The sequence below is a fragment of the Alistipes sp. genome (assembly GCF_048465635.1).
GTDB lineage: Bacteria > Bacteroidota > Bacteroidia > Bacteroidales > Rikenellaceae > Alistipes.
In genome coordinates, this window is the sequence record NZ_DBFWLF010000017.1 from 72,109 (window position 1) to 95,471 (window position 23,363).

A 23,363-nucleotide genomic window follows, 5' to 3' on the forward strand; every position below is an offset into this window, starting at 1 on the left:
ATGATTTTTCGTATGTTTGCATCCGACCTATGAAAAGATTTACGACACTCTGCCTGCTGCTCTTTTGCAGCCTGCCCCTCCTGGCGGGAACCTATCGTCCGGAGCAGGTTCCCAACGTGCAGCGCATGGATCGCGGGCGCTACGTCTCCAATCCCGACGGCATCCTCACGCCCGCGGCCGTGGCGCGCATCGACTCGTTGTGCGGCGCTCTGCGCGCACAGGGGCTGGCCGAGGTGGCGGTGGTGGCCGTGGACGACATCGCGGGCGGCGATCCGTTTTCGTTCGCCATCGAACTGTTCCGCAGCTGGGGTGTGGGCCGGGCGGAGACCGACAACGGACTGGGCGTGCTTTTGGTCAAGGATTTGCGCGAAATACGCTTCGTGACGGGCGGTGGACTGGAGGGCGTGCTGCCCGATGCGATCGTCAAACGGATTCAGACGCGTTACATGCTTCCCGCATTCCGGGAAGGCGATTACAGCGCCGGTATGGTCGCCGGCATGGAGGCCGTGGCGCAGGTGCTGGAAGGGAACGGCGCAGAGCTGGCCGGGGCGGACGAGGCGGACGACGACATGCCCGCGTGGCTGATCTTTGCGATCATCGGCGGCTTCATCGTCCTGCCGATGGGCGCTGCGATGCTGGTCTTCGCCCTGCGCAAACGCTGTCCGCGCTGCCATAAGCTTACCCTGCAACGGCAGTCGGAGCAGGTCGTGCGCGTGACGCCCTCCTACCGCGAGGTGGAGTACACCTATGTCTGCTCCAACTGCGGCAAGGTGGTCAAGCGCCGGGCGCGGAACCTGCGCGACGACAATATCGGCGGAGGCATCGGGGGCGGAATCGGGGGCGGAACGATCATCGGCGGCGGCCGCGGCTTCGGCGGCGGTTCGATCGGCGGCGGGTTCGGCGGCGGCTCCTTCGGAGGAGGAGGGGCCGGATCGCGGTGGTGATATGCCGGACATGAACCCTGATTTTGCCGTGGAGTGGAAGGAATGGCTGGCTGCGGAAAGTCGCCAGATTAAGAGTTGCGGATGCAGCCTGCGGAGGGACGCGTTGAGCGGGCCTCCGCTGCCGGGAGGCTGCGGCCCGCCGACTCTTCGAGCCGAACAACCTGCCCTTTCTTTAGAAGAAAGGGCGAAAGAACCGCGCACGCAGAAAACGGCGGGCGTCTGTCCTCCGCCTCGCTGAACGGGCACGAAAGCTAACGCATATCGTACACCCGTTCCGAGCACTCGGCGTCGGACAACCGCAATTCCCGCCGTTTTCAGAAGTGCGCGAATGGGGTGCAAAGCTATCGCTTTGCTTAGATATATTAGATATAATTGAGGCGCGTTGCCGGGAACCTCGGTTTAGGGGCGCAGCTTGCGGGGCACGCGATCAAGCGGGCCTCCGCGCCCGGAGGCTGCGGCCCGCCGACCTGAAGGTCGAAAATAGAATTAGGGCGGGAGGGTCAGACTTGTAAACGCGGCCACCGGCCGCGAACGGCGGCCGGAGTGCCGTAACCGTGAAACGAACTACAAACGTTAAAAACGATACTATGAAAAAATGGATTTGGATCGGCGTAGCGGTCATTGTGGCGATATTCTTCTACGCGACTTACAACGGATTCGTCAACAAGGAGGAACGCGTTAAAACCGCCTGGTCGAATGTCGAGACGCAGTACCAGCGCCGCGCCGACCTGATTCCCAACCTGGTCAACACGGTTAAGGGCTATGCGTCGCACGAGACGCAGACGCTCAATGAGGTGACCGAGGCCCGCGCCCGCGCCACGTCAATCAACCTCTCGGCCGACGACCTGACGCCCGAACGGCTTGCGGAGTTCCAGCAGGCGCAGGCGCAGGTCCGCTCGGCGCTGGGGCGGCTGATCGCCGTGTCGGAGAGCTACCCCGATCTGAAGGCCAACCAGAATTTCCTGGAGCTGCAGGCGCAGCTGGAGGGCACGGAGAACCGCATCGCCGTAGCGCGCAAGGACTTCAACGAGACGGTGCAGCAGTACAACATCGCCGTGCGCCGCTTCCCGGCCAACCTGGTCGCCCGGCTGTTCGGCTTCGACCAAAAGCCCAACTTCTCCGCTTCGGAAGGGGCCGAGACGGCTCCGCAGGTGGCTTTCTGACATGCTCTCGGAACGGTCCCGCGGCTATGCGCTGGGCGCATTGGCCGCAGCCAGTTACGGACTCAATCCGCTCTTCGCCCTGCCCATGTACGCGGCGGGGTTGGGGGCGGATTCCGTTTTGTTCTACCGTTATGTGCTGGCGGTGGCGATGCTCGGAGCGCTGATGCTCGTCCGCCATCGTTCGTTCGCCCTGCGACGGGGCGACATCGTGCCGCTGGCGGTGATGGGCGTGATCTTTTCGTTCTCTTCGCTGCTGCTTTTCGAGAGTTATAACCGCATGGACGCGGGTATCGCCTCGACCATCCTCTTCGTCTATCCGGTGCTGGTGGCCGTCATCATGGCCGTCGGCTTCCGCGAGCGGCTGACACGGGTGACTGTGCTCTCGATCGCGCTGGCATGTACGGGAATTTCGCTGTTGTACAAGGGCGGCGACGGCGCGACGCTCGATGGGGTAGGAGTGCTGCTGGTCTTTCTCTCGGCGCTGAGCTATGCGGTCTATATCGTGGGGATCAACCGCTCATCGCTCCGGGACCTCTCTACCGAAAAACTCACGTTCTATGCGCTCGTGTTCGGCTCGCTGGTCTTTATCGTCCGGCTGCGCTTCTGCACCGATCTGCAACCGATCCCCACGCCGCTGCTGTGGGTCAATGCCTTTTCGCTGGCGCTGTTTCCGACCATCGTCTCGCTGGTAGCCATGGCTGCGGCCATCCACCGCATCGGCTCCACCCCGACGGCAATCCTCGGGGCGCTGGAACCCGTCACGGCGCTCTTCTTCGGGGTTACGGTCTTCGGTGAGCCGCTCACGCTGCGCATCGTCGCGGGCGTGGTGCTGATCCTGATCGCCGTCACACTCATCATCGCGGGCAAGTCGCTGCGCATCCCCAACTCGGTGACCCACCTGGCCCGCTGGATGATGCGTCCGCGCCTGCCGCGCTGGGCTGTCCGCTGGGCGCGCAGACTGCCGCTGCCGCGTATCCGCCGCCGCTGATCTACATGCCGTGTTTGATGCCGCGGCGGATCAGCATAACGTTGACGGGGAGGGCCAAGAGAAAGCCGCATGCCATGGCGATCTGCATCATGAACCAGAAGGAGAAGCCGGTGCGGGGAAGCATCATGCCGCCGTTCAGCGCGAAGATCACGATGGCCATCCAACCGTACATGCCCGCCTGCCACGCCGTAAGCGACCAGAAATCGGCCTTGAGAGCGCGCCGGATCGCCACGCCGCGCGGCAGCGTGCGCTCCATGCCGTGGATGGCGGCATATTGGAATCCGACGCCGAAGATCAGGGCCAGCACATAATCCAATACCCAAGACCCGGCCAGCAGACTGCCGCCGATGGCGATCGGGACAAAATAGAGAAACCACTCGCCGATAAGATCGGCCAGCGTGCACCCCGCGCCGCAGTGGAGCGTTGAGAGCACGACCGACTGCCACCGGGGCTGTCCGGACGTCTCCATCCGCATTCCGGGCATACCGGACATATCGTCCATACCCTCCATCTGCATTCCCTCCGCAGGCGTATCTTCCATACGTATGGAGTCTTTCTGAAGCTGGTCCGAGGGGGTTTCGTCCATCTTCATTGCTGTTTCGGACATGCCGTCCATCCGCATCGCCTCCATCTGCCTGTCCGGGGACATTCCCGCCATCCGGTCGTCCGCCTTGCTGTTGTCCGTTTCGCTGTCCGTCGTGGAGGCGCGTTCACGGACAAGACAGCTGCGCGTGCGCCCGAAGGCGAAGTAGGCCCACAAGCCGAAGAAGCTGGCCCACAATCCGGTAAGGACCCATACGCTGTTCATGATGCGCATCGGCTGACGGCAGGAGCGCAGGTCGACGGCGATCACGGCCGCCGAGGCGATGCCCCCGATAACGAAAATTTCGGCGATATATGGAAATTGCTGCATGCGTGTCTCTTTATGCACTTATGCAGCAATTCATATGCCGGAGCCGGTCACGCCTTGTCTTGATGCAGCCTTGTTTTGGCTGACAAGCCGGCGGGCTGCAGCCTCTCGGCGCGGAGGCGCAAGAAGATAGTCGCATCGGATGGTCGTCGGTCTGACCGACATAAGCAGCTTTCGATCGCCGAACCTCGCGGCGTGCCGCCGCGCATACAAGTCTGACCCACCCCTAAATCCCCTCCTCGGAGGGGACTTGTGTCCACCTGCGGCGGAAAGGTGCTGGGGAAGGTGGTAAACATTCCTTTCCATGCGGCTTGATGCAGTACGAGCTATATTTGGTTCGTCTGCTTTCGACCTTCAGGTCGGCGGGCCGCAGCCTCTCGGCGCGGAGGCCCGCTTAACGCGCCCCTCCTCAGGCTGCGTCCGAAAACAAAGCAACTCTTCCAAATCATTTTACTGCGGCGCATCGCGCCGCACCTGCATGCGCACTTCTGGAAACGGCGGGAATTGCGGTTGTCCGACGCCGAGCGCCCGGAACGGGTGTTCGATATGCTTTAGCTTTCGTGCCCGTTCAGCGAGAAGGAGGACGACCGGCCGCCGTTTTCTGCGTGCGCGGTTCTTTCGCCCTTTCTTGTGAAGAAAGGGCAGGAGATTCGGTTCGAAGAACCGCGGACCGCATTCGATTTATCTTGTTTGGGCTGTCAAGCAGTCGGGCCGCTACCTTGCCCCGCGAAGGCCCGCTTAACGCGTCCTTCCGCAGACTGCCGCCCGAGATAGCATAAACCAAACTGCCAGTAAAATCCCCTCCCTTTACCACGTCTTTCCGCAGGCTGCGTCCGAAAAAAGGGATGGAGCGCTTTATTAAATGTAAATCACCTAATTTGTCGATTCGAAGAATCGACGGGCCGCAGCCTCGGCTGGCGGAGGCCCGCTTAGCGCGTGTCCTCCGCAGGCTGCTGCCCGAGAGAACAAGCCCTTCCCCAGTAAAATACTCGTTCATCGGCCCCTGCGCAGGTTGCGTCAGCAACCGGAATTTTCCGGCGATTGCGCCTGAAATCAATTGCAAAGCGATAGTTTCCTCCGATCACCACTTCGCCCTCCCCTCCGGGGTCGCAGGCTGCTGCCTTTCCGCCTCATAACGCAAGCCGGCTCATTACGCAACCCGCCTCCCGAAGGTCCCGGACCCGGAACCCGGCCCCCCCCCGGAAGCCGCGCCCGAGTCCGGTCGCCCTCCGGTCAGAGACGGCTTTTCTCCTCGGCCGAACCCGCCTCGACCAACTTGCGGTTGAACGCCTTGCCCGCCTTGAAGTTCCAGGTTGCACGGACGCTGTACTGACGGTTGTTCCAAGGCTGGCGGACCTTCACGTTGCGGTGGAATCCGTCGCCCTCGGCATTGATGATCTGCCGTTCGTTGAGCAGGTTGTTCGCCTGGAAGGAGAGGGTGAAGCGGTCGCCGAAACGCTTCTTGATGCCCGCATTGAGCCGCTGCATCGCTTCGACGCGGACGTTGCCAAGTGTGATGCCGCTCTGGTAACTGTACGAGAGGTCGATGTAGAACTTGGCGGGCAGCGAGAAGGTCGTCGAGAAGCGGCCGCGGTAGAAGTTCTGGAACATTTCGTCGGTGTGCTGATCGAGGCGCTGGCCGGTGCGCGTGTAGAAGAGGTTGGCGTTGAGCGTCCACCATTTAGTCAGCTGGAATGGCAGGTCGGCGGTCACGTAGTAGTCGTGCGAGGAGTCGTAGTTGACCCACTGGATGTAAAGGATGTTGGGGTCCTGCTCATCGGCGAGCATCGTCTGCTCGATCTTGTCCTTGTTGATGCTGACGCCGGCCGTAAGCGTGTATTTGTATTTGAGCACCAGCGATACGCTGAAATTCTGCGTAAAGGAGGGTTTGAGAAGTGGGTTGCCGGTCTGGTAGGTGTAGTCCGAAATCTGCATGCGCTGCGGGTTGAGGCTCCAGAAGCGCGGGCGGGCGATCGTGCGTGCGTATTGCGCGATCAGCGAGTAGGACCCGTCCTTGGTGAGTGCATAGGAGACGTTGGCGTTGGGAAAGAGGCTGAAATAGTCCTGCCCGACGTCGCCGCTTTTGCCGTAGGTGTGGGTGTATTCGCCGCGCAGGCCCGCCACGAAACTCCACCGGTCGAGCTTGGCGCTGGCAATGGCGTAGGCCGCTGCGATGTTCTCCGTGTAGTTGATGTTGAAGCTCTGATTCTGGTTGACGACCCACCGGTCCCCTTTCAGATATTGGTAGAGGGCGTCGTTGGCCATGTCGTTGTAGGTGTATTTCGCCCCGGCGCGCAGCGTCCACCGCGGCGAGAAGTGCTTATCGTAAGCCAGCGTGGCGGTGGTCACCTGATAGCGGCTCCGCGCGTCGTCGTTGTAGAGCGAGTCGACCGTCATCAGGCCCGCCGTGGTGATGCGGCTGGAGTTGTCGTTGCACGCCTGGTTACGCTGGTAGGTGTAGTCGGCCAGCAGTTTGAGCGTCGAACCCAGCGTGTCGATCTTCCAAATATAGTTGAACGTGGCCGAATAGTTCTTGTCGTCCGTGCTGTTTTCGTAGCGGCTGTCGGTGCGGGTCAGCGCCTCTTCGGTCGTGAAATCGGTGTAACTGTCATTGGGTTCCTCGCTCTTATTGCTCCAGAAGCTGAACTCGCCGCCGATGCTGTGTCGGGAGGAGAGTTCGTAGATGGCTCCCGCACTGCCGCCCCAGTTGCGGTAGTTCCCTTTGATGACCGAGTGGGCGACCAGCCCGGCATTCTGCGTGAGGTAGCGGGTCTGCTCGTCGGAGGAAGTCGTCTGGTCGATGATGTTGCTCCAGGCCGACGCGTAGAAATCGAGCCGCCCGGAGTGGATGTTGATGTTGCCGCTGGGGGTGTAGTTGCTGTGGATGTCGCTCTGGTCGGTGCGCATCGACAGCGAGCCGTCCAGCCCGTTCTCGCGGCGCTTGCGCAGCGTGATCTTGATGATGCCGCCCGACGAATCGGCGTCGTAGTCCGCGCCGGTCATCGGCACGACCTCGATCTTCTGAATCTCCTCGGCCCGCAGCGAACGCAGGTAGGTGAGCATCCGCTCGGCGTCCATGCGCAGCTCGCGGTCGTTGATGAAGACCTTCGAACCGCTCTTGCCGTTGATGGTGATCTTGTCGTTTTCGATCCAGATGCCCGGCGCGTGCTCCAACAATTCTACGCCGTCCTTGCCGATGGCCGCGGGGGCGTTGGCCACGTCGACCACGAAGCGGTCGGCCTCGCGCCGGATCAGCTGTCCCTTGACCACCACGCTCTCGATCTGGGTGGCGGCGTTGCGCAGTACGAAATCGCCCAGGTCGTTCGCTTCGGCCACGTGCACCTGTTGCCGGAGCGGTTCGTAACCCAGATATTGGACCATCAGCGTGTAGTCGCCCGCGGGAACCTTCAGCGAAAATCTGCCTTCGGTGTCGGTGGCCATGCCCGTCACCTGTTTCCCGTCGCGCAGCAGCACTACCGTGGCGTACTCCACCACCTGTCCGTCCGAATCGACGACCCGGCCCTCGGCCGGAGCGAGTCGTGCCGCGAAGGCATCGGTCATAGCGAGCATGGTGGCAGCGATGAAGAAGATCAATTTTTTCATGACTATTCTGTTTATTCTTGTAATCTGCATTACTTTTTATCTGACGACGCAAAGATATGTAAAAATAATTATACTTTGCAAGACATAGTACTAAAATTTTGCCAAATTTTTTGTTTTTGAAGAGAGGCAGGGTATTTAAGGTTGAAATATCGGGAAATAATTCTATCTTAGGTTGGTTAAAATTTGAATATATGAAAAAGTATTGGATTCAAATCGTATTCGTATGCGGTCTGTTGACGGGATGTGCCGTATCGGAGGATGCGGGCGATTGTGAAATGGTCGGAGTTAATAACTCGGATCCTGTTGAAAAAGAACTGATCGACCTTGAGCTGAATGGACAAAAGGTCGTTGTGGAGAAAGTCGATGGTCAATTGATATTTCAGGGGGATATTGTTTTCGATGAAGATCATTCGATGGATTCATGTACCCGAGGAGCCGGCCTGGTTCCGTGGTCTTTTCAAAAATGGACCAATAACAGCGTTTTCTATGTGATTGACTCTTCCATACCCGATTCTCGTGTTATTTTGGCGGCGATCAAGGATTGGCAGAAAAATTCGAATCTTACTTTTTTCCCGCGCATCGCTCAGTCGAATTACATCAGGTTCGTTCGATCTGCCACAGTTAACAACTCCTATGTAGGAATGCGGCGAGGGGAGCAGATCATTAACCTATACAATTATAATAATTTCGGGACGGTCGCCCATGAAATAGGCCATGCGTTGGGATTGTGGCATGAACATACGCGGGCGGATCGCGACAATCATATCTTGATTGATTGGTCCAATATAAAGGAGGGAAGCAAGCATAATTTTTATATCTACGATTCCGGAATGGATTATGGTCCGTTCGATTTCAATTCGATCATGATATATGGATCCTACATTACGGACCTTAATATGGTATATGATCCGGCAAAACCGGTTATGACTAAACTCGACAGGACTACGTTCGAGGATGGAAACGTCATCTCCGAAGGGGATCGTTATGCTATTCAAACAATTTATCCAACGGTTAAAATCTATGGAGATGCGACTTGGAAGCCGGTCCCTGCCGATTATGATGGAGATGGCCGGGCAGATCTGAGTGTAAAGACCGATGATGGTTATTGGTTGATCGATTATGCCCGAAACGGATATGGCAAATGGGATGAAGTTCTGGCAGAATATGGTTTCGAGGATGCCGTTCCTGCCGTTGCGGATTATGACGGAGACGGCAAAGCGGATTTGAGTGTGAAGGACGCCGCCGGCGGTTGGTATATAGATTATGCGAAAGACGGCTTCGGCGGATGGAATGCAGCGTTTTCGAGTTATGGGGGAAGTTTCGCAATTCCGGTCCCGGCGGATTACGACGGGGATGGCAAAGCGGATTTAAGCATAAAAACCAACGATGGCAAATGGTTTATCGACTATTCGAACAACGGGTTCAGGGGATGGGATGTATACTTGTCAAGTTATGGTTTCGAGGATGCCGTTCCTGCCGTTGCGGATTATGACGGAGACGGCAAAGCGGATTTAAGTGTGAAGGACGCCGCCGGCGGTTGGTATATAGATTATGCGAAAGACGGCTTCGGCGGATGGAATGCAGCGTTTTCGAGTTATGGGGGAAGTTTCGCAGTTCCGGTCCCGGCGGATTACGACGGGGATGGCAAAGCGGATTTAAGCATTAAAACCGACGATGGAAAATGGTGTATCGACTACTCGAACAACGGTTTCAGGGGATGGGATGTATACTTGTCCGGATATGGAGAATCTTCGGCCATACCGGTTCCCACAGATTATGACGGAGACGGTAAAGATGATTTGGCTGGGAAGAACGATACGGGACAATGGTATTTGGATTATGCCGCCGATGGTTTCGGAGGATGGAACTGGTCGAGTTCCAATTGATTCTGAAAGTTCGAGTAACATAAACCGACGGTGGAGTATTTTCAACAGGAGTTCCGGGTGATAAAACGTTCGGTGGAGAGAGCGGCGGCGAAGAGCATCAGGCAAAGGCAGACATCTAATGAGATGCAAAGCACCGCATATCAGTGCATTTGAATATCGCTGAAGCGTTACCAACAACTTTTTCCCTGCTGTGGTCTGTCATTCAGGTAGTGGTACAAAGTTTTTTATCCTCTGCATAGAGGTGTTCTTTTTAAAGAAAATTCGCTATATTTGTCCGTAAACCCAAACTCATTTGCCTATGAATTAAACCCCGATCAGCTTTGAAAACACCGGTCCGCCGGACCTCCGAAGGCCCGTGACCACCCCATAAAAAGCGTTAGCTTTACGACGTGCATTCTGAAACTTAGGAAATTTCAAACATGGCACACGAAGTGAAGTTGATGCTCACGCGTAATGCGTGGGCTTAACTTTGCACCCTTGTGCCATAGGTTTCCTAAGACCTCAGAATGCAGGAAGCGAAGTTCTGTCCCACGTTTTTTATGGCCTATCCCAAACTTACCGCCGCGGGGACACGGCTTTGTAAATGAAAACATTATGCGTAAATTTCTTTGGCTGACCCTGCTCTGTGCAGGACTTGCGGCCGCTTCCTGTTCCGACAAGGACGACAACGACGGCGACGGGCCTGCGGGCAGCGTCGAAATGCTCTACGGCACGTGGGGCATCTCCCACATGTATGTTGAGGCCATGGGGCAGAACAGCGAGATGGATGTCGACGCTTCGATCTCTACGATCACGTTCCGCAGCGACGGTACGGCAACCGAGAAACAGGAGGGCGTCAATGCCTACGCCACCTGGAGTTACAATCCCTCTTCCCGAATCCTCCATATCAAGGATTCGAACTTCGACATCGAGTACGACTGGTACGTGAAGAGCCTGACCGACGAGCAGCTGATTGTCGATTTCACCATGACCGAGGAGGGCGTCTCGATGCGGATGGTCATGACCTACAACCGCATTTCGCGTGCCTCGTCCGTCGCACCCGCTTCCGTTTCCGCCGCTTCCGATGCGCCCGTCCGGCTGCTCCGCCGGGCACAAACCCTTGTCGAACCCCGTAAATAGCTGACCCATGAAAAAGTATATCGTACTGTGCGTGGCGCTGTGCGCCGCCGCAACGTCGCTCCGGGCGCAGGACATGATCGTACTGCGCAACGCCAAGGCCGAGGAGATTCCGGCCAAGGTGCTCGAAGTGGGCGAAACCCAGATCCGTTACCGCAAGTTCTCCAACCCCGACGGACCCGTCTATACCATCGGAAAGTCGGAGGTATTTTTCATTCGCTACGAGAACGGCGAAAAGGAGGTGATCTCCTCCTACGAAGCCTCGCCTGCCAACGCTTCTTCGGCTTCGGCCCGCAGTGCCTCGCCGGCGGTGGTTTACGGCTCCTCCGCCGCGCAGGCGTCGCGCTACGCCGCCGCCAAGCGGCAGCCCCTGCGCGACCGGTCGTGGGAGATCGGCGTCTCGCCGACTATCGGCGTGGGCATCGTGCTTTTCGAAGAGGACGCGTGGACCGGACCGAGCATCGGGGCCGATGTGGGGGTCAACTACTACTTCAGCCGCTACTCGTCCGATTGCGTCGGCGCCAGCCTCGGGTTCAGCTACAATTCGCTCGGCTCCGCGGACAGCGATGACTTCGACCTGATGCTGATGAATCTGGACCTCTATTACGGTTCGGCAGGGTCGGCGCGCGGGTCGGCGTTCGGTTACAAGGGCGGCCTCGCGTTCAACTTCCCGCTTTCGTGCAAATCGCCCGGTTACGACCTGAGCGAAGCGCTCAACGGCGCCTGCTTCGGCCTGTTCGCGCAGGTGGGGTGGACGTGGCGGCACAGCGACCTGGCGCTGCGTGTGCAGTACAACGTCACCAACACGTTCAAGGAGATCGACTCGTCGTTCTTCCGGTTAGGGCTGGTTTACGGTTACCGTTTCTGATCCATGAAGCGATTGCTGATTCTGCTTTGCGGGGCGCTCTGTGCGCTGCCGGCCGCCGCGCAGGACATTATCCTGCTGCGCGATGCCAGCGAGATTCGGGCCGACGTAAAGGAGGTCGACGAGCGCAGCATCGCCTACCGCAATTTCGGCGACGAGACGGGTCCGCTGCGCCGCATCGGACGCGATCGGGTGGTCTCGATCACCTATGCCAACGGTGAAAAGGAGGTCTATACGGACAGCGCGGACCCCTCCGCGTCGGCTTCCGGGGAGGCGTATGGCGACGACTACCCCTGGCCGCCCGTGAGCCGCAGCTACCGTATTGGCGATCTCTTCTCGGAGGGCGGTGTCGAGGGCATCGTCGTGCGGGTGGACGCTCTGGGGCGGCACGGCCTCGTGATGTCCGTCTGCGGCGACTGGCTCGCCTATGATACGGGGATTGGAATGGTTTACAACCAGTTGTTGTGCACCGACCGGAACGACGGTTGGGCGAATCAATGCCGGTTGGAACGGTTTCTCACCTCCGCAGGGTTGTCATGGGACGGTTTTCCCGCATTCGCCTGGTGTCGCAGTCTGGGTCCGGGGTGGTATCTTCCCGCCATTGGCGAACTGGAGTGTCTATGGCATTTCAGCGCTGACGGTTCCGCGCCCCGCAACATGGGGCAGATGATCCGCATATGCAAGCGGATCAACGAATTGAGCCGCACGTACGGCGGCGAGGACAGCATCGACTGGTTCTTCCGGCTCATGTTCTTCTGGAGTTCGACCGAGGCTTCGGGCGAAAAGGCCCTGCCGCTCGTATGGGTACACAACCGGACCCGCAGCCTGCGCGAACAAGGTATGCAAAAGACCAAGCCGCTCAACGTGCGGGCCTTCCACCGCTTCTGACGGCGGTAAACCCTCCTGTGCGGCGAGGGGCGGGATCGATTCCCGCCCCTCGCTCTTTGGAACGCGTGGAAAATTTGTTGAAAACTCGCCCGGCGGCAGGGTAGGAAAGCCCGGAATAATTTTCTAAATTTGCAGATTGAATTAATGTGGCTAATTATCCCCTGACCGATGCTGAGTGCGATTTATTACCTTTTTCTGGTGCTGTTGTGCACGTTTTTCATGATCCTCTCGGCCGTGGCGCTGGTCGTCTGCATGCCGTTCGACAAGAGCCGCCGCGCGGTGCACGAACTCTCGCGCGTGCTGGTGCGCACGTTCTTCCTGATACCGCCCCTGTGGCGGCAGCGGGTCGAGGGGCTGGAGCACGTCGACCGCAATAAAAGTTATGTCATTGTGCTGAACCACAATACGGTGATCGACATTCCGGCGCTCTACTACGTGCCGCTCAACTTCCGCTGGGTCTCCAAGCGCGAGGTCTTCCGTGTCCCGTTCTTCGGGCAGTACCTCGTCCTGCACGGCGACATCTGCATCGACCGCGGACGCGCTTCGGAGGCGCTCGAACAGCTGCTGCGCGAGGGGAAGAAGTGGATCGCCCGCGGTGCTTCGGTGGCGATTTTCCCGGAGGGTACGCGCTCGAAGGACGGCGAGATTCACCGCTTCAAGGCGGGAGCCTTCACGCTGGCCCGCGAGGCGGGCGTGGAGATTCTGCCCGTGGTGCTGGACGGCACGAAGACGCTGATCCGCAAAAACGGGCTTTTCAACTGGCGCAACCGCATCACCCTGCGCGTCCTGCCGCCCGTCCCGGCGGAGCGCATCGCCTCGGAGGACCCGCACGCTCTGATGCAGTCGGTGCACGACGATATGAGCGCCGCGCTGGCGGAAATGAGGAACAACCGATAGATTATGGCAGATTTACTCGATAATAAAACCAACGACACCTATGGCGATGATGCCATCGTCACCCTCTCGCCGAGGGAGCATATCCGCCTCAGGCCGGGCATGTATATCGGCAAGCTGGGTGACGGCACGCAGGCCGACGACGGCATTTACGTCCTGATCAAGGAGGTCGTCGACAACTCGGTCGACGAGTTCATCATGGGCGCGGGCCGGCAGATCGACATCTCGATCGACGGGGACGAGGTGTCGGTGCGCGACTACGGCCGCGGCATCCCCCTCAAGTCGCTTTCGGTGGCAGTCTCGGAGATGAACACGGGCGGAAAGTACGGCGGGACGGCGTTCAAAAAGACCGTCGGCCTGAACGGCGTGGGCGTCAAGGCGGTGAACATGCTCTCGAGCGAGTTCACGGCCCGCTCGGTCCGCGACGGCGAGGCGCGCACGGTGACCTTCGCCAAGGGGCTGGAGGTAAGCGACAAGTGGGAGAGCGGCGTAAAGGAGAAGAACGGCACGCTGATCCGCTTCCGCGTCGACGAGGAGGTGTTCGGCCCCTACTCCTACAACCTGGAGTACGTCGAGCAGATGGTGCGCAACTACACCTACCTCAATCTGGGGCTGACATTCAACTTCAACGACCGCAGTTTCGTCTCGAAGAACGGCCTGCTCGACCTGCTGAACGAGAACATGACCGAGGAGCCGCTCTACGCGCCGATCCACCTCTCGGGCGACGACATCGAGGTGGCCATCGCCCACGGCACGGGTTACGGCGAAAGCTACTATTCGTTCGTCAACGGCCAGTACACCTCGCAGGGCGGTACGCACCAGGCGGCTTTCCGCGAGGCGATCGCCAAGACGGTCAAGGAGTTCTACCACAAGGACTACGACCCCTCGGACATCCGCACCTCGATCATCGCGGCCATCTCCGTCAAGGTCACCGACCCGGTCTTCGAGTCGCAGACCAAGATCAAGCTGGGGTCGAAGGAGATCGAGCCGGGCGTCTCGATGCGCAACTTCGTCGTCGACTTCCTGACCAAGCACCTCGACGACTACCTGCACAAGCACCCCGAGACGGCGCAGATTCTCCAGAAGAAGATCGTCGAGAACGAGAAGGAGCGCAAGGCGATCTCGGGCATCCAGAAGAAGGCGCGCGAGACGGCCAAGAAGGTGTCGCTCAACAACAAGAAACTGCGCGACTGCAAGATACACCGCACCGACCGGCACGAACTGTGCGAGCAGTCGATGATCTTCATCACGGAGGGCAACTCGGCCTCGGGTTCGATCACCAAGAGCCGCGACGTGCGCACGCAGGCGGTCTTCTCGCTGCGCGGAAAGCCGCTCAACTGCTTCGGGCTGACCAAAAAGGTCGTCTACGAGAACGAGGAGTTCAACCTGCTGCAGGCGGCGCTCAATATCGAGGAGGACATGGACAACCTTCGCTACGAGAAGGTCATCATCGCCACCGATGCCGACGTCGACGGCATGCACATCCGGCTGCTGATCACCACCTTCTTCCTCCAGTTCTTCCCCGAGATGATCCGCCGGGGCCACCTCTTCATCCTGCAAACCCCGCTCTTCCGCGTGCGCAACAAGAAGGAGACCTTCTACTGCTACTCGGAGGAGGAGCGGCAGAAAGCCGTGGCGCGCTGCGGCGCCAACGCCGAGATCACGCGCTTCAAGGGTCTGGGCGAGATTTCGCCCGACGAGTTCAAGGAGTTCATCGGCGGAAACATGCGGCTGGACAAGGTGCGCATCACCAAGGACGATCCGATCCACGACCTGCTGGAGTTCTACATGGGTAAGAACACCTACGAGCGGCAGGGATTCATCATCGACAACCTGCGCATCGAGGAGGACATTATCGAGGACATCGACAATTGAGAATTGAGAATTAAGAATTAAGAATCGGGGAATACCTGATGCCCTATGGCGGAGAAAAAAGATAAGATCGGGCGGTCGAAACCGCTCAAAAAGAAGACTTCCGCTGCCGGGAACGCAGCCGGGGGAGCGGAGGAAGTTCGCTCTGCTCCGGCCGACGAGACCGATGCGGCCGAAGAGGAGCGGAACGAGGCCGAAGAGGAGCTGAATGAAGCCGGAGAGGCCGGCGGAGCCGATGCGTATGGGGAACCGGACGCGGCGGAGGCTGCCGACGACGACGCTCCCGTGGATGCGGCCCCGGCCAAGGCGGGCCGCTACGACCGGCTGACGCAGGAGGAGGGGGTGCGCAAACTCACCGGCATGTACAAGAACTGGTTCCTGGATTACGCGTCCTACGTGATCCTCGAACGCGCCGTGCCGCACGTCGAGGACGGGCTGAAGCCCGTGCAGCGGCGCATCCTCCACGCCATGAAGTCGGTGGACGACGGCCGCTACAACAAGGTGGCCAACATCGTGGGGCAGACCATGCAGTACCACCCCCACGGCGACGCGTCGATCAAGGACGCGCTGGTCCAGCTGGGGCAGAAGGAGCTGCTGATCGACTGTCAGGGCAACTGGGGCAACCTGCTGACGGGCGACGAGGCCGCGGCGGGCCGTTACATCGAGGCGCGCCTGTCGAAGTTCGCCCTGGATGTAGTTTTCAACAAGAAGACCACCGAGTGGATGCGCTCCTACGACGGCCGCAACGAGGAGCCGGTGACGCTTCCGATCAAATTCCCGCTGCTGCTGGCGCAAGGTTCCGACGGCATCGCCGTGGGTCTGGCTTCGAAGATTCTGCCGCACAACTTCATCGAACTGATCAACGCCTGCATCGCCCACCTCGAGGGGCGCGATTTTCAGCTTTACCCTGATTTCCCGACGGGCGGCATGGCCGACGTGAGCCGCTACAACGACGGTTTGCGGGGCGGGGCGGTCAAGGTCCGCGCCCGCATCTCGAAGATCGACAAGCGCACGCTGGCCATCACCGAAATCCCCTATACTACCACCACCGAGTCGATCAAGGAGTCGATCATCAAGGCCAACGACAAGGGGAAGATCAAGATCAAAAAGGTCGACGACAATACGGCCGACCGGGTCGAGATCGTCATCCAGGTCGCGCCCGACGAGTCGTCGGACAAGACCATCGACGCGCTCTACGCCTTCACCGACTGCGAGGTGTCGATCGCGCCGAACTCGTGCGTGATCTGGGACGAAAAACCCCACTTCCTCGGCGTGAGCGAGATACTCCGCCGCTCGGCCGAGCATACCAAGTGGCTGCTGGGCCGCGAGCTGGAGATCCGGCTCGGGGAGCTGAACGAGGCGTGGCACGCCGCCTCGCTGGAGCGCATCTTCATCGAGAACCGTCTCTACCAGCTCATCGAGGGGTGCAAGACGCGCGAGGAGGCTTACGCCGCCGTGGACAAGGGGCTGGAGCCTTTCAAGAAGCGGCTGCGCCGCGAAGTGACCCTCGCCGACGTGCAGAAGCTCACCGAGCTGAAGTTCATCCGCATCTCGCGCTACGACTCCGACAAGGCCGACAACGAAATCCGGCAGATCGAAGCCGACATCGAGCAGACGCAGTACGACCTGGACCACCTGACGGAGTACGCCGTGGCTTATTACGAGCGTATCCGCGAGAAGTACGGCAAGGGCAAAGAGCGGAAGACCGAGCTGCGCGAGTTCGACTGCATCGAGGCCACGAAGGTCGCCGTGACCAACGCCAAACTCTACGTCGACCGTGCCGAGGGTTTCTTCGGCATCGGCAAGTCGATGAAGGAGGCCGAGTTCGTGTGCGACTGTTCGGACATCGACGACGTGATCGTCTTCACCAAGGAGGGGCGCTACGTCATCACGAAGGTTTCGGACAAGGCGTTCTTCGCCAAGAACATCTACTACATCGGCGTCTTCAAGCGCAACGACGAGCGCACGATCTACAACGTGCTCTACCGCGACGGCAAGAACGGCGCGATCATGATGAAGCGCTGCGCCATCAAGAGCGTCACGCGCGACAAGGAGTACGACATCACCAAGGGCACGCCCCGCAGCGAGATCCTCTACATGTCGGTCAACCCCAACGGGGAGGCGGAGGTGCTGAAGGTCTACTTCAAGCCCCGGCCGCGGCTGAAGAAGGTGATCGTCGACCTCGACTTCTCGGAGCTGGCCATCAAGGGGCGTCAGAGCCAGGGCAACCTCTTCTCGCGCTACGGCATCCATAAAATCGTGCTGAAGGAGCGCGGCACATCGACGCTCGGCGGCCAGAACATCTGGTACGACGAGGATGTGCGCCGCCTGAACGCCGACGGACGCGGCCAGCTGCTGGGCGAGTTCAAGGGCGATGACCGGCTGATCGTCTGGACCTCGAAAAACCAGTACTACACCACCAATTACGACCTTGCGCAGCACTTCCCCGACGATACGATCCGCGTGGGACGCTACGAGCCGGGGCGGGTGTACAGTCTCTGCTACTTCGACCGCGAGCAGGGGTACTACTACATGAAACGCTTCACGGCCGAACTGTCCGACAAGATGCAGTTCTTCCTCGACGAGGAGGGACAGGCCGATTTCGTTGCGCTGACCGACCGTGCGGGGGCCAGGCTGGAGATCACCTACCGGGGGGCGCACGCCTCGCGCCCGACCGATACGGTCGATGTGGACGAGTTCGTCGGCGTGAAGAGCCATCGCGCCAAGGGTAAGCGCCTGACCACCTACGACGTGGCCGCGCTGCGCTTTATCGAGCCGGAGCTGCCCGAGGAGCCGGAATCGGGGCCCGACCCGGACGACGGAACGGACGACGACGGACCGGTCGGGGTGGATATGTCGCGGATCGAGTCGCCCTCGGGCGAGCTGCCTGCCTCGGGCGGTGTGGAGCTGGAGATCGAGCGCGCCCGGGGCGATGCCGATCAGATGATCGATCCCGAGCAGCTGAACCTGTTCTGATCCGCTGTTTGTTTCGATTCCGATTCGATCGATTTTACGCGCGATGAAACCGCTCTTTCTGATCGGCTATATGGGATGCGGCAAGAGCACCCTCGCCCGCAAGCTGGCCCGTCGGCTGGGGGTTCCCTTTGCCGATACGGATACGCTCGTCGAGGAGCGCGAGGGGGCTTCGGTGGCCGATGTGTTCCGCTACGAGGGCGAGGAGCACTTCCGCCAGGCCGAACGGGCCGTGCTGGAAGAGCTGATCGCCGGGGGCTGCGCCATCGTCTCCACGGGCGGCGGTCTGCCCACGTGGCGCGACAACATGGAGCGGATGAATGCCGTCGGAACGACCGTCTACCTGCGCCGCACGGCCGGGCAGATCACCCGCCGCCTGACGCCCTACGGGCGGCAGAAGCGCCCCCGGCTGCAGGGGCTTTCCGACGCCGAGATCGTGGCGTTCATGGAGCGGGATATGGCCGCCCGCGAGGCGTACTACACCCGGGCGCATGTTGTGATCGACTGCGGCGACTGTCCGGATCACGAGCTGGTGGACCGGATTCTGCGGGCGGTGAAAGAGAAGGAGTGAGGAGCGGGTGCGGAGCGCTGCCGCAGAGGTTGATTGAGAAGAGGTTTCGGGCAGCAGCCTGCGGAGGGACGCGATGAGCGGGCCTTCGCGCCGGAGGCTGCGGCCCGCGGTTCTTCAAACCGATAGAGAATAACCGGACATTCTCCGGGTAAGGCTGATTTTAAGGGCGCAGCCTGCGAAGGAACGCGAATGCGGGCCTTCGCGGGGCGAGGCTGCGGCCCGCCGACCTGGCGGTCGAAAACATAAATCGAAAACGTATCGACGGCGACCGGGCCCGAAGACCGGGAAAACATTTGCAACAAAACCGATGAACAACGCACCCATAGGCATTTACGATTCGGGGCTGGGCGGTCTGACCGTCTGGCGCGAGGTGCGGCGTGCGCTTCCGGGCGAGTCGCTCGTCTATTTGGGCGACGGCAAGAACTGCCCCTACGGTTCGCGCCCGCGCGAGGAGATTTGCCGCCTGGCCGATGACGCCGTCGGGACGCTGGTCGACCGCGGCTGCAAACTGATCGTCGTGGCCTGCAATACGGCCACCGCGGCGGCCATCGGCTTTCTGCGCCGGAAATACGCGACGATCCCCATCGTGGGGATGGAGCCGGCCGTGAAACCCGCCTGCCTGGCCACTCGCAGCGGGGTGGTGGGGGTGCTGGCCACCGAACGCAGTCTCGACGGCGAACTGTTCCGCCGCACGGCCGCCCGCTACGGCCGCGGCGTGCAGGTCATCACGGCTCCCGGCCGCGGTTTCGTGGAGCTGGTCGAGAACGACCGCGAGCAGACCGCCGAGGCTGAAGCGTGCGTGCGCCGCGCGGTGGAGGGGATGCTCTCGGCCGGGGCCGATCAGATCGTGCTGGGTTGTACGCACTATCCGTTTCTGCTTCCGACCTTAAAACGTGTCGTTGCCGGGCGCGGGGTGACGATCGTCGATCCGTCGCCCGCGGTGGCGAACCGTGTCGGACAGCTGCTCGACGAGTTCGGTCTGCACGCCACGCCGGACCGTCTTCCCGCATACGAGTTCCTGACCTTCGCCGACGAGGCCTACCGGCAGCACCTCGCAGCGAAAGCCCTGCACTCGCTGCGCTGAGCGGCCCGAGACGGTACGAAAAACCCACATTCCAAAAATACCCCTCCTGGGCACTCTCCGGAAAAAGAATGTAGGGTCGGACAGCCCCTCCGACCCCGATTGAAAGGATTTCCGGCCGCGGATTTCTCCGTTCGCAAAATTTTCCGTAACTTCGCTTGATAAATCAAGCGACAGACAATGGCATCCAAAAATACAACCGCATCGGGGAACGGACGGCAGCGCGTCAGGCGATCGAACGGCGACAGCGCCCGCTGGATCGCAGGGCTTGTGCTGCTCTTCGTCGGCCTGTTCGCCACCTCGGCGGTCCTCTTTTCCTTCTTCTGCTGGGCGCCCGACCAGAGCGGACTCCAGCTCTCGACCGAGGAGCGCGCGACGCTCGGCGTCGAACCCGAAAACCTTTGCGGCTGGGCCGGAGCACGGCTGGGCATGCTCTTGGTGGACAGTTCGTTCGGCGTCTTCGGCATCCTGATTCCCGTGATGATTCTTTTGGTCGGCATCCGCATTATCCGCCAGCGGCCCCTGCTGTTCAACCACTCGCTGCTGTCGCTGACGCTTATCATGCTGCTGGGTTCGCTCACGCTGGGCTTCGTCTTCGCCGACCGTTGGAGCCTCTGCGCCTCGACGGGGTGGGGCGGAACGTTCGGCATCGAGAGCGCCGCCCTGCTGCGCATGCACATCGGAGCCATCGGAACGATCATCCTGCTGCTCGCAGGGTGGATTCTGACCGGGGTTTTCATCAACCGCAACTTCATCAATACGGTCAATACGGCGGGCAATGCAATGGTCGACAAGAGCGGAAAGATCGTCGAGATCGTCAAACAGAAGGTCGTACACCCGCGCGGGGCCGATCCCGCCGCGCAGGCCGCGTCCGACGAGGCTGTGAAGGATGAATCGGACGGGCCGCAAACACCTGCTCCCCAGCCGGTACACACCGCCGTGCACCGTTCGCAGCCCGCGCAGGCCGACGACGGACAGAACCCGTTCCTGGAGGTCGTGCCCGACACGCCCGTCGAGGTGGAGATCGACCGCAAGGCCGAACCCGAAGCCGCCGCGGCCGATACAACCGACAATACCGATATAACCGCTGCTGCGGGCGACGACATCTTTACCGAGGTGGACCTCTCGCCCCGCGCCGACCGCGTGGTCATGGGTCCCGGCGGATTGATCGAGCTGAAACCTCTCGCCGAAAAACAGCCGCCTGCTCCCGCCGACGAGGGACCTTTCACCGAGATCACCGTAGGCGGCGAAGCGCCCGAAGCTCCCGCCCCGGAAACCGCCGCAGAGGATAAGGACGCGGGCGTCGTGGTCACCGTCGAGGCGCGCGAGGCGCAGCTGGTCGACGAACGGGCGATCCCCACGGAGAGCTACGACCCGCTCAAGGACCTGGTGAACTACCGCAAGCCCCCCGTGACCCTGCTGGAGGACTATATGTCCGATTCGGAGGTGAGCGACGAGGAGATTTTCGAGAACAAGTCCAAAATCGAGGACACGCTCAAGAATTTCGGCATCCCTATCCAGCGCATCAAAGCCACGGTGGGTCCGACGGTCACGCTCTACGAGATCGTGCAGGCGCAGGGGGTCAAGATTTCGAAGATCCAGGGGCTTGAAAACGACATTGCCCAGAGCCTTAAGGCGTTGGGAATCCGAATTATCGCCCCCATTCCCGGCAAGGGAACCATCGGCATCGAGGTCCCCAACCGCGACAAACAGGTAGTGTCGATGTATTCGGCCATCCGCTCGCTGCGCTTTCAGGAGTCGAAAGCCGAGCTGCCGGTGGTCATCGGCCGCACGATCCAGAACGAAAACTACGTCTTCGATCTGGCCAAGATGCCACACCTCTTGGTGGCCGGAGCCACCGGACAGGGTAAGTCCGTGGGACTGAATGCCATCATCACCTCGCTGCTCTACCGCAAGCACCCCGCGCAGCTCAAATTCGTGATGATCGACCCCAAGATGGTCGAATTCTCGCTCTACGCCAAGATCGAACGGCACTTCCTGGCCAAGATGGAGTCGGAGGACGAGGCGATCATCACCGATCCGCGCAAGGCGGTCTACACGCTCAACGCCCTCTGCACGGAGATGGACACCCGCCTGGAACTCTGTAAGAAAGCCGGGGCGCGCAACATCGCCGAATACAACGAGAAGTTCACTGCGCGGCGGCTCAACCCGCTGCACGGACACCGCTACCTGCCCTATATCGTGGTGGTGGTCGACGAGTTCGCCGACCTGATCATGACCGCCCGCGAGGTCGAGGGTCCCGTGATGCGGCTTGCGCAGAAAGCCCGCGCCATCGGCATCCACCTGATCATCGCCACGCAGCGACCCGACGTGAAGGTCATTACGGGCGGCATCAAGGCCAACTTCCCGGCCCGCATCGCTTTCCGCGTGATGCAGATGATCGACTCGCGCACGATCATCGACCAGCCCGGAGCCAACCAGCTGATCGGCCGCGGCGACATGCTCCTCTCGAAAGACGGCGAGCTGACCCGCATCCAGTGTGCGCTGGTCGAGACGAAGGAGGTCGAGCGCGTCTGCGACTACATTTCCAAACAGCAGGGGTATACCTCGGCCTATGCGCTGCCCGACTATACGCCCGATGCGGCGGAGGGCGGCAGCGCGTTGGGCAGCGAGGAGGCCGCGCCCGTGCGTTACGACGCGCTGTTCGCCGAGATTGCGCGCGACGCGGTGTCGAGCGGGCAGATTTCGACCTCGATGATCCAGCGCAACTACGAGGTGGGCTTCAACCGCGCGGGCCGCATCATGATGCAGCTCGAGCGGGCCGGCATCGTGGGCCGCCAGCAGGGGGCCAAACCGCGCGACATCCTCTTCCACGACATGCCTTCGCTGGAGGCCAAACTGCAGGATTTGGGCGTGTTTTAAACGGACGACATTCTTATGAGTAGAAAACAGCTTTGTATGTTGCCCCTCCTTGCCGGCCTGCTCGGCGGAGCAGGGACGCTCCGGGCCGCCGACCAGACCGCCGACCGGGCCGCCGAAATCGTGGCGGGCCTTTCCGACGGATTCCGCACACGGAAAGGGTACGTCGTCCGGTTCGCCGTCGAGGCGGGCGGGCAGACCTCGCGGGGCCGTTACGCCGTCGAGGGGGAGGATTACTGCCTGACGCTGGGCGACGCGGAGGTCTTCGGCGACGGAAAACTCCGTTACGAGGTCGACAACCGCCGCCGGGAGATTACCGTCGACCGGATGGACGCCGCCAGCCGCAACATCCTCGACAACCCGGTGCACGCGTTCGACTTTCTCGACAGCGAATACGGCGCGGAACTGTTGTGGGAGCGCGGCGGCCGGGCCGCCGTGCGGCTTACGCCCCGGGCGAAAGGCTCCTCCATCGGACACGTCACCGTGACGGTCTCGACCGCCTCCATGCAGCCCCTTTCGCTGGCCTACGACTACGACGGCGAACGCATCGACATTGCGTTCGAGCATATCGGGCCGCCCGACGGGCCGCTTCGCCGCTTCGCCCGCAAGGACTATGCGGATTACGAATTTATCGACTTCCGGTAATCCGTTTCGAATATGACGATGCTTCCGCCCCGGTTTCTAACCGGGGCGTTTTTGCTGCCGTCGATGGTGACGGGCGACGGTCTT

Annotated in this window: 16 protein-coding genes; 14 read left to right on the forward strand and 2 right to left on the reverse strand. The window is 60.6% G+C overall.

Annotated features, from left to right (window positions below; all coding sequences use genetic code 11):
• Positions 1 to 29: 29 nt before the first annotated feature.
• The 3 genes from ACMO9O_RS06720 (at position 30) to ACMO9O_RS06730 (ending at position 3,095) form a co-directional block, all read left to right on the forward strand.
• Positions 30 to 944, forward strand: coding sequence for a TPM domain-containing protein (locus ACMO9O_RS06720; RefSeq protein ID WP_418983029.1), 915 nt, complete (start codon positions 30 to 32; stop codon positions 942 to 944).
• A 587-nt stretch (positions 945 to 1,531) separates the two neighbouring features.
• Positions 1,532 to 2,107, forward strand: a complete 576-nt coding sequence (locus ACMO9O_RS06725) for a LemA family protein (protein WP_418983030.1) — start codon at positions 1,532 to 1,534, stop codon at positions 2,105 to 2,107.
• Between the two features lies 1 nt (position 2,108).
• Positions 2,109 to 3,095 (forward strand): DMT family transporter, encoded by a 987-nt coding sequence (locus ACMO9O_RS06730; protein WP_418983032.1) that lies wholly within the window; start codon positions 2,109 to 2,111, stop codon positions 3,093 to 3,095.
• Between the two features lies 1 nt (position 3,096).
• On the opposite strand, the gene ACMO9O_RS06735 is transcribed toward ACMO9O_RS06730, so the two are convergent.
• Positions 3,097 to 4,008, reverse strand: coding sequence for a DUF4396 domain-containing protein (locus ACMO9O_RS06735; protein ID WP_418983034.1), 912 nt, complete (start codon positions 4,006 to 4,008; stop codon positions 3,097 to 3,099).
• A gap of 1,230 nt (positions 4,009 to 5,238) precedes the next feature.
• The gene (locus ACMO9O_RS06740; RefSeq protein WP_418983035.1) at positions 5,239 to 7,608 is read right to left on the reverse strand and encodes a TonB-dependent receptor domain-containing protein; all 2,370 of its coding nucleotides are present in this window, start codon (positions 7,606 to 7,608) and stop codon (positions 5,239 to 5,241) included.
• Positions 7,609 to 7,799: 191 nt separating this feature from the next.
• On the opposite strand from ACMO9O_RS06740, the gene ACMO9O_RS06745 reads away from it, so the two are divergent.
• The 11 genes from ACMO9O_RS06745 (at position 7,800) to ACMO9O_RS06795 (ending at position 23,279) form a co-directional block, all read left to right on the forward strand.
• A complete protein-coding gene (locus ACMO9O_RS06745; protein ID WP_418983037.1) occupies positions 7,800 to 9,494 on the forward strand; it encodes a M12 family metallopeptidase in 1,695 nt (564 codons plus the stop codon).
• A 594-nt stretch (positions 9,495 to 10,088) separates the two neighbouring features.
• Entirely contained in the window at positions 10,089 to 10,613 is a 525-nt protein-coding gene (locus tag ACMO9O_RS06750; protein WP_418983038.1) for a lipocalin family protein, read from the forward strand.
• A 7-nt stretch (positions 10,614 to 10,620) separates the two neighbouring features.
• A complete protein-coding gene (locus ACMO9O_RS06755; RefSeq protein ID WP_418983040.1) occupies positions 10,621 to 11,478 on the forward strand; it encodes a hypothetical protein in 858 nt (285 codons plus the stop codon).
• A gap of 3 nt (positions 11,479 to 11,481) precedes the next feature.
• Positions 11,482 to 12,363 carry a hypothetical protein gene (locus tag ACMO9O_RS06760; protein WP_418983042.1) on the forward strand — a complete coding sequence of 294 codons (882 nt, stop codon included), beginning with the start codon at positions 11,482 to 11,484 and terminating at the stop codon, positions 12,361 to 12,363.
• A gap of 168 nt (positions 12,364 to 12,531) precedes the next feature.
• Entirely contained in the window at positions 12,532 to 13,260 is a 729-nt protein-coding gene (locus tag ACMO9O_RS06765; protein ID WP_418983043.1) for a lysophospholipid acyltransferase family protein, read from the forward strand.
• A 3-nt stretch (positions 13,261 to 13,263) separates the two neighbouring features.
• Positions 13,264 to 15,132 (forward strand): DNA topoisomerase IV subunit B, encoded by a 1,869-nt coding sequence (locus ACMO9O_RS06770; RefSeq protein ID WP_418983044.1) that lies wholly within the window; start codon positions 13,264 to 13,266, stop codon positions 15,130 to 15,132.
• 45 nt (positions 15,133 to 15,177) lie between these two features.
• Positions 15,178 to 18,105 carry a DNA gyrase/topoisomerase IV subunit A gene (locus ACMO9O_RS06775; protein WP_418983046.1) on the forward strand — a complete coding sequence of 976 codons (2,928 nt, stop codon included), beginning with the start codon at positions 15,178 to 15,180 and terminating at the stop codon, positions 18,103 to 18,105.
• Between the two features lie 43 nt (positions 18,106 to 18,148).
• Positions 18,149 to 18,673 (forward strand): shikimate kinase, encoded by a 525-nt coding sequence (locus ACMO9O_RS06780; protein WP_418983047.1) that lies wholly within the window; start codon positions 18,149 to 18,151, stop codon positions 18,671 to 18,673.
• Positions 18,674 to 18,980: 307 nt separating this feature from the next.
• Positions 18,981 to 19,757 carry a glutamate racemase gene (murI, locus tag ACMO9O_RS06785; protein WP_418983049.1) on the forward strand — a complete coding sequence of 259 codons (777 nt, stop codon included), beginning with the start codon at positions 18,981 to 18,983 and terminating at the stop codon, positions 19,755 to 19,757.
• Positions 19,758 to 19,934: 177 nt separating this feature from the next.
• The gene (locus ACMO9O_RS06790) at positions 19,935 to 22,637 is read left to right on the forward strand and encodes a DNA translocase FtsK 4TM domain-containing protein (RefSeq protein ID WP_418983051.1); all 2,703 of its coding nucleotides are present in this window, start codon (positions 19,935 to 19,937) and stop codon (positions 22,635 to 22,637) included.
• A gap of 36 nt (positions 22,638 to 22,673) precedes the next feature.
• Positions 22,674 to 23,279, forward strand: a complete 606-nt coding sequence (locus tag ACMO9O_RS06795; protein ID WP_418983053.1) for a hypothetical protein — start codon at positions 22,674 to 22,676, stop codon at positions 23,277 to 23,279.
• Positions 23,280 to 23,363: the final 84 nt, after the last annotated feature.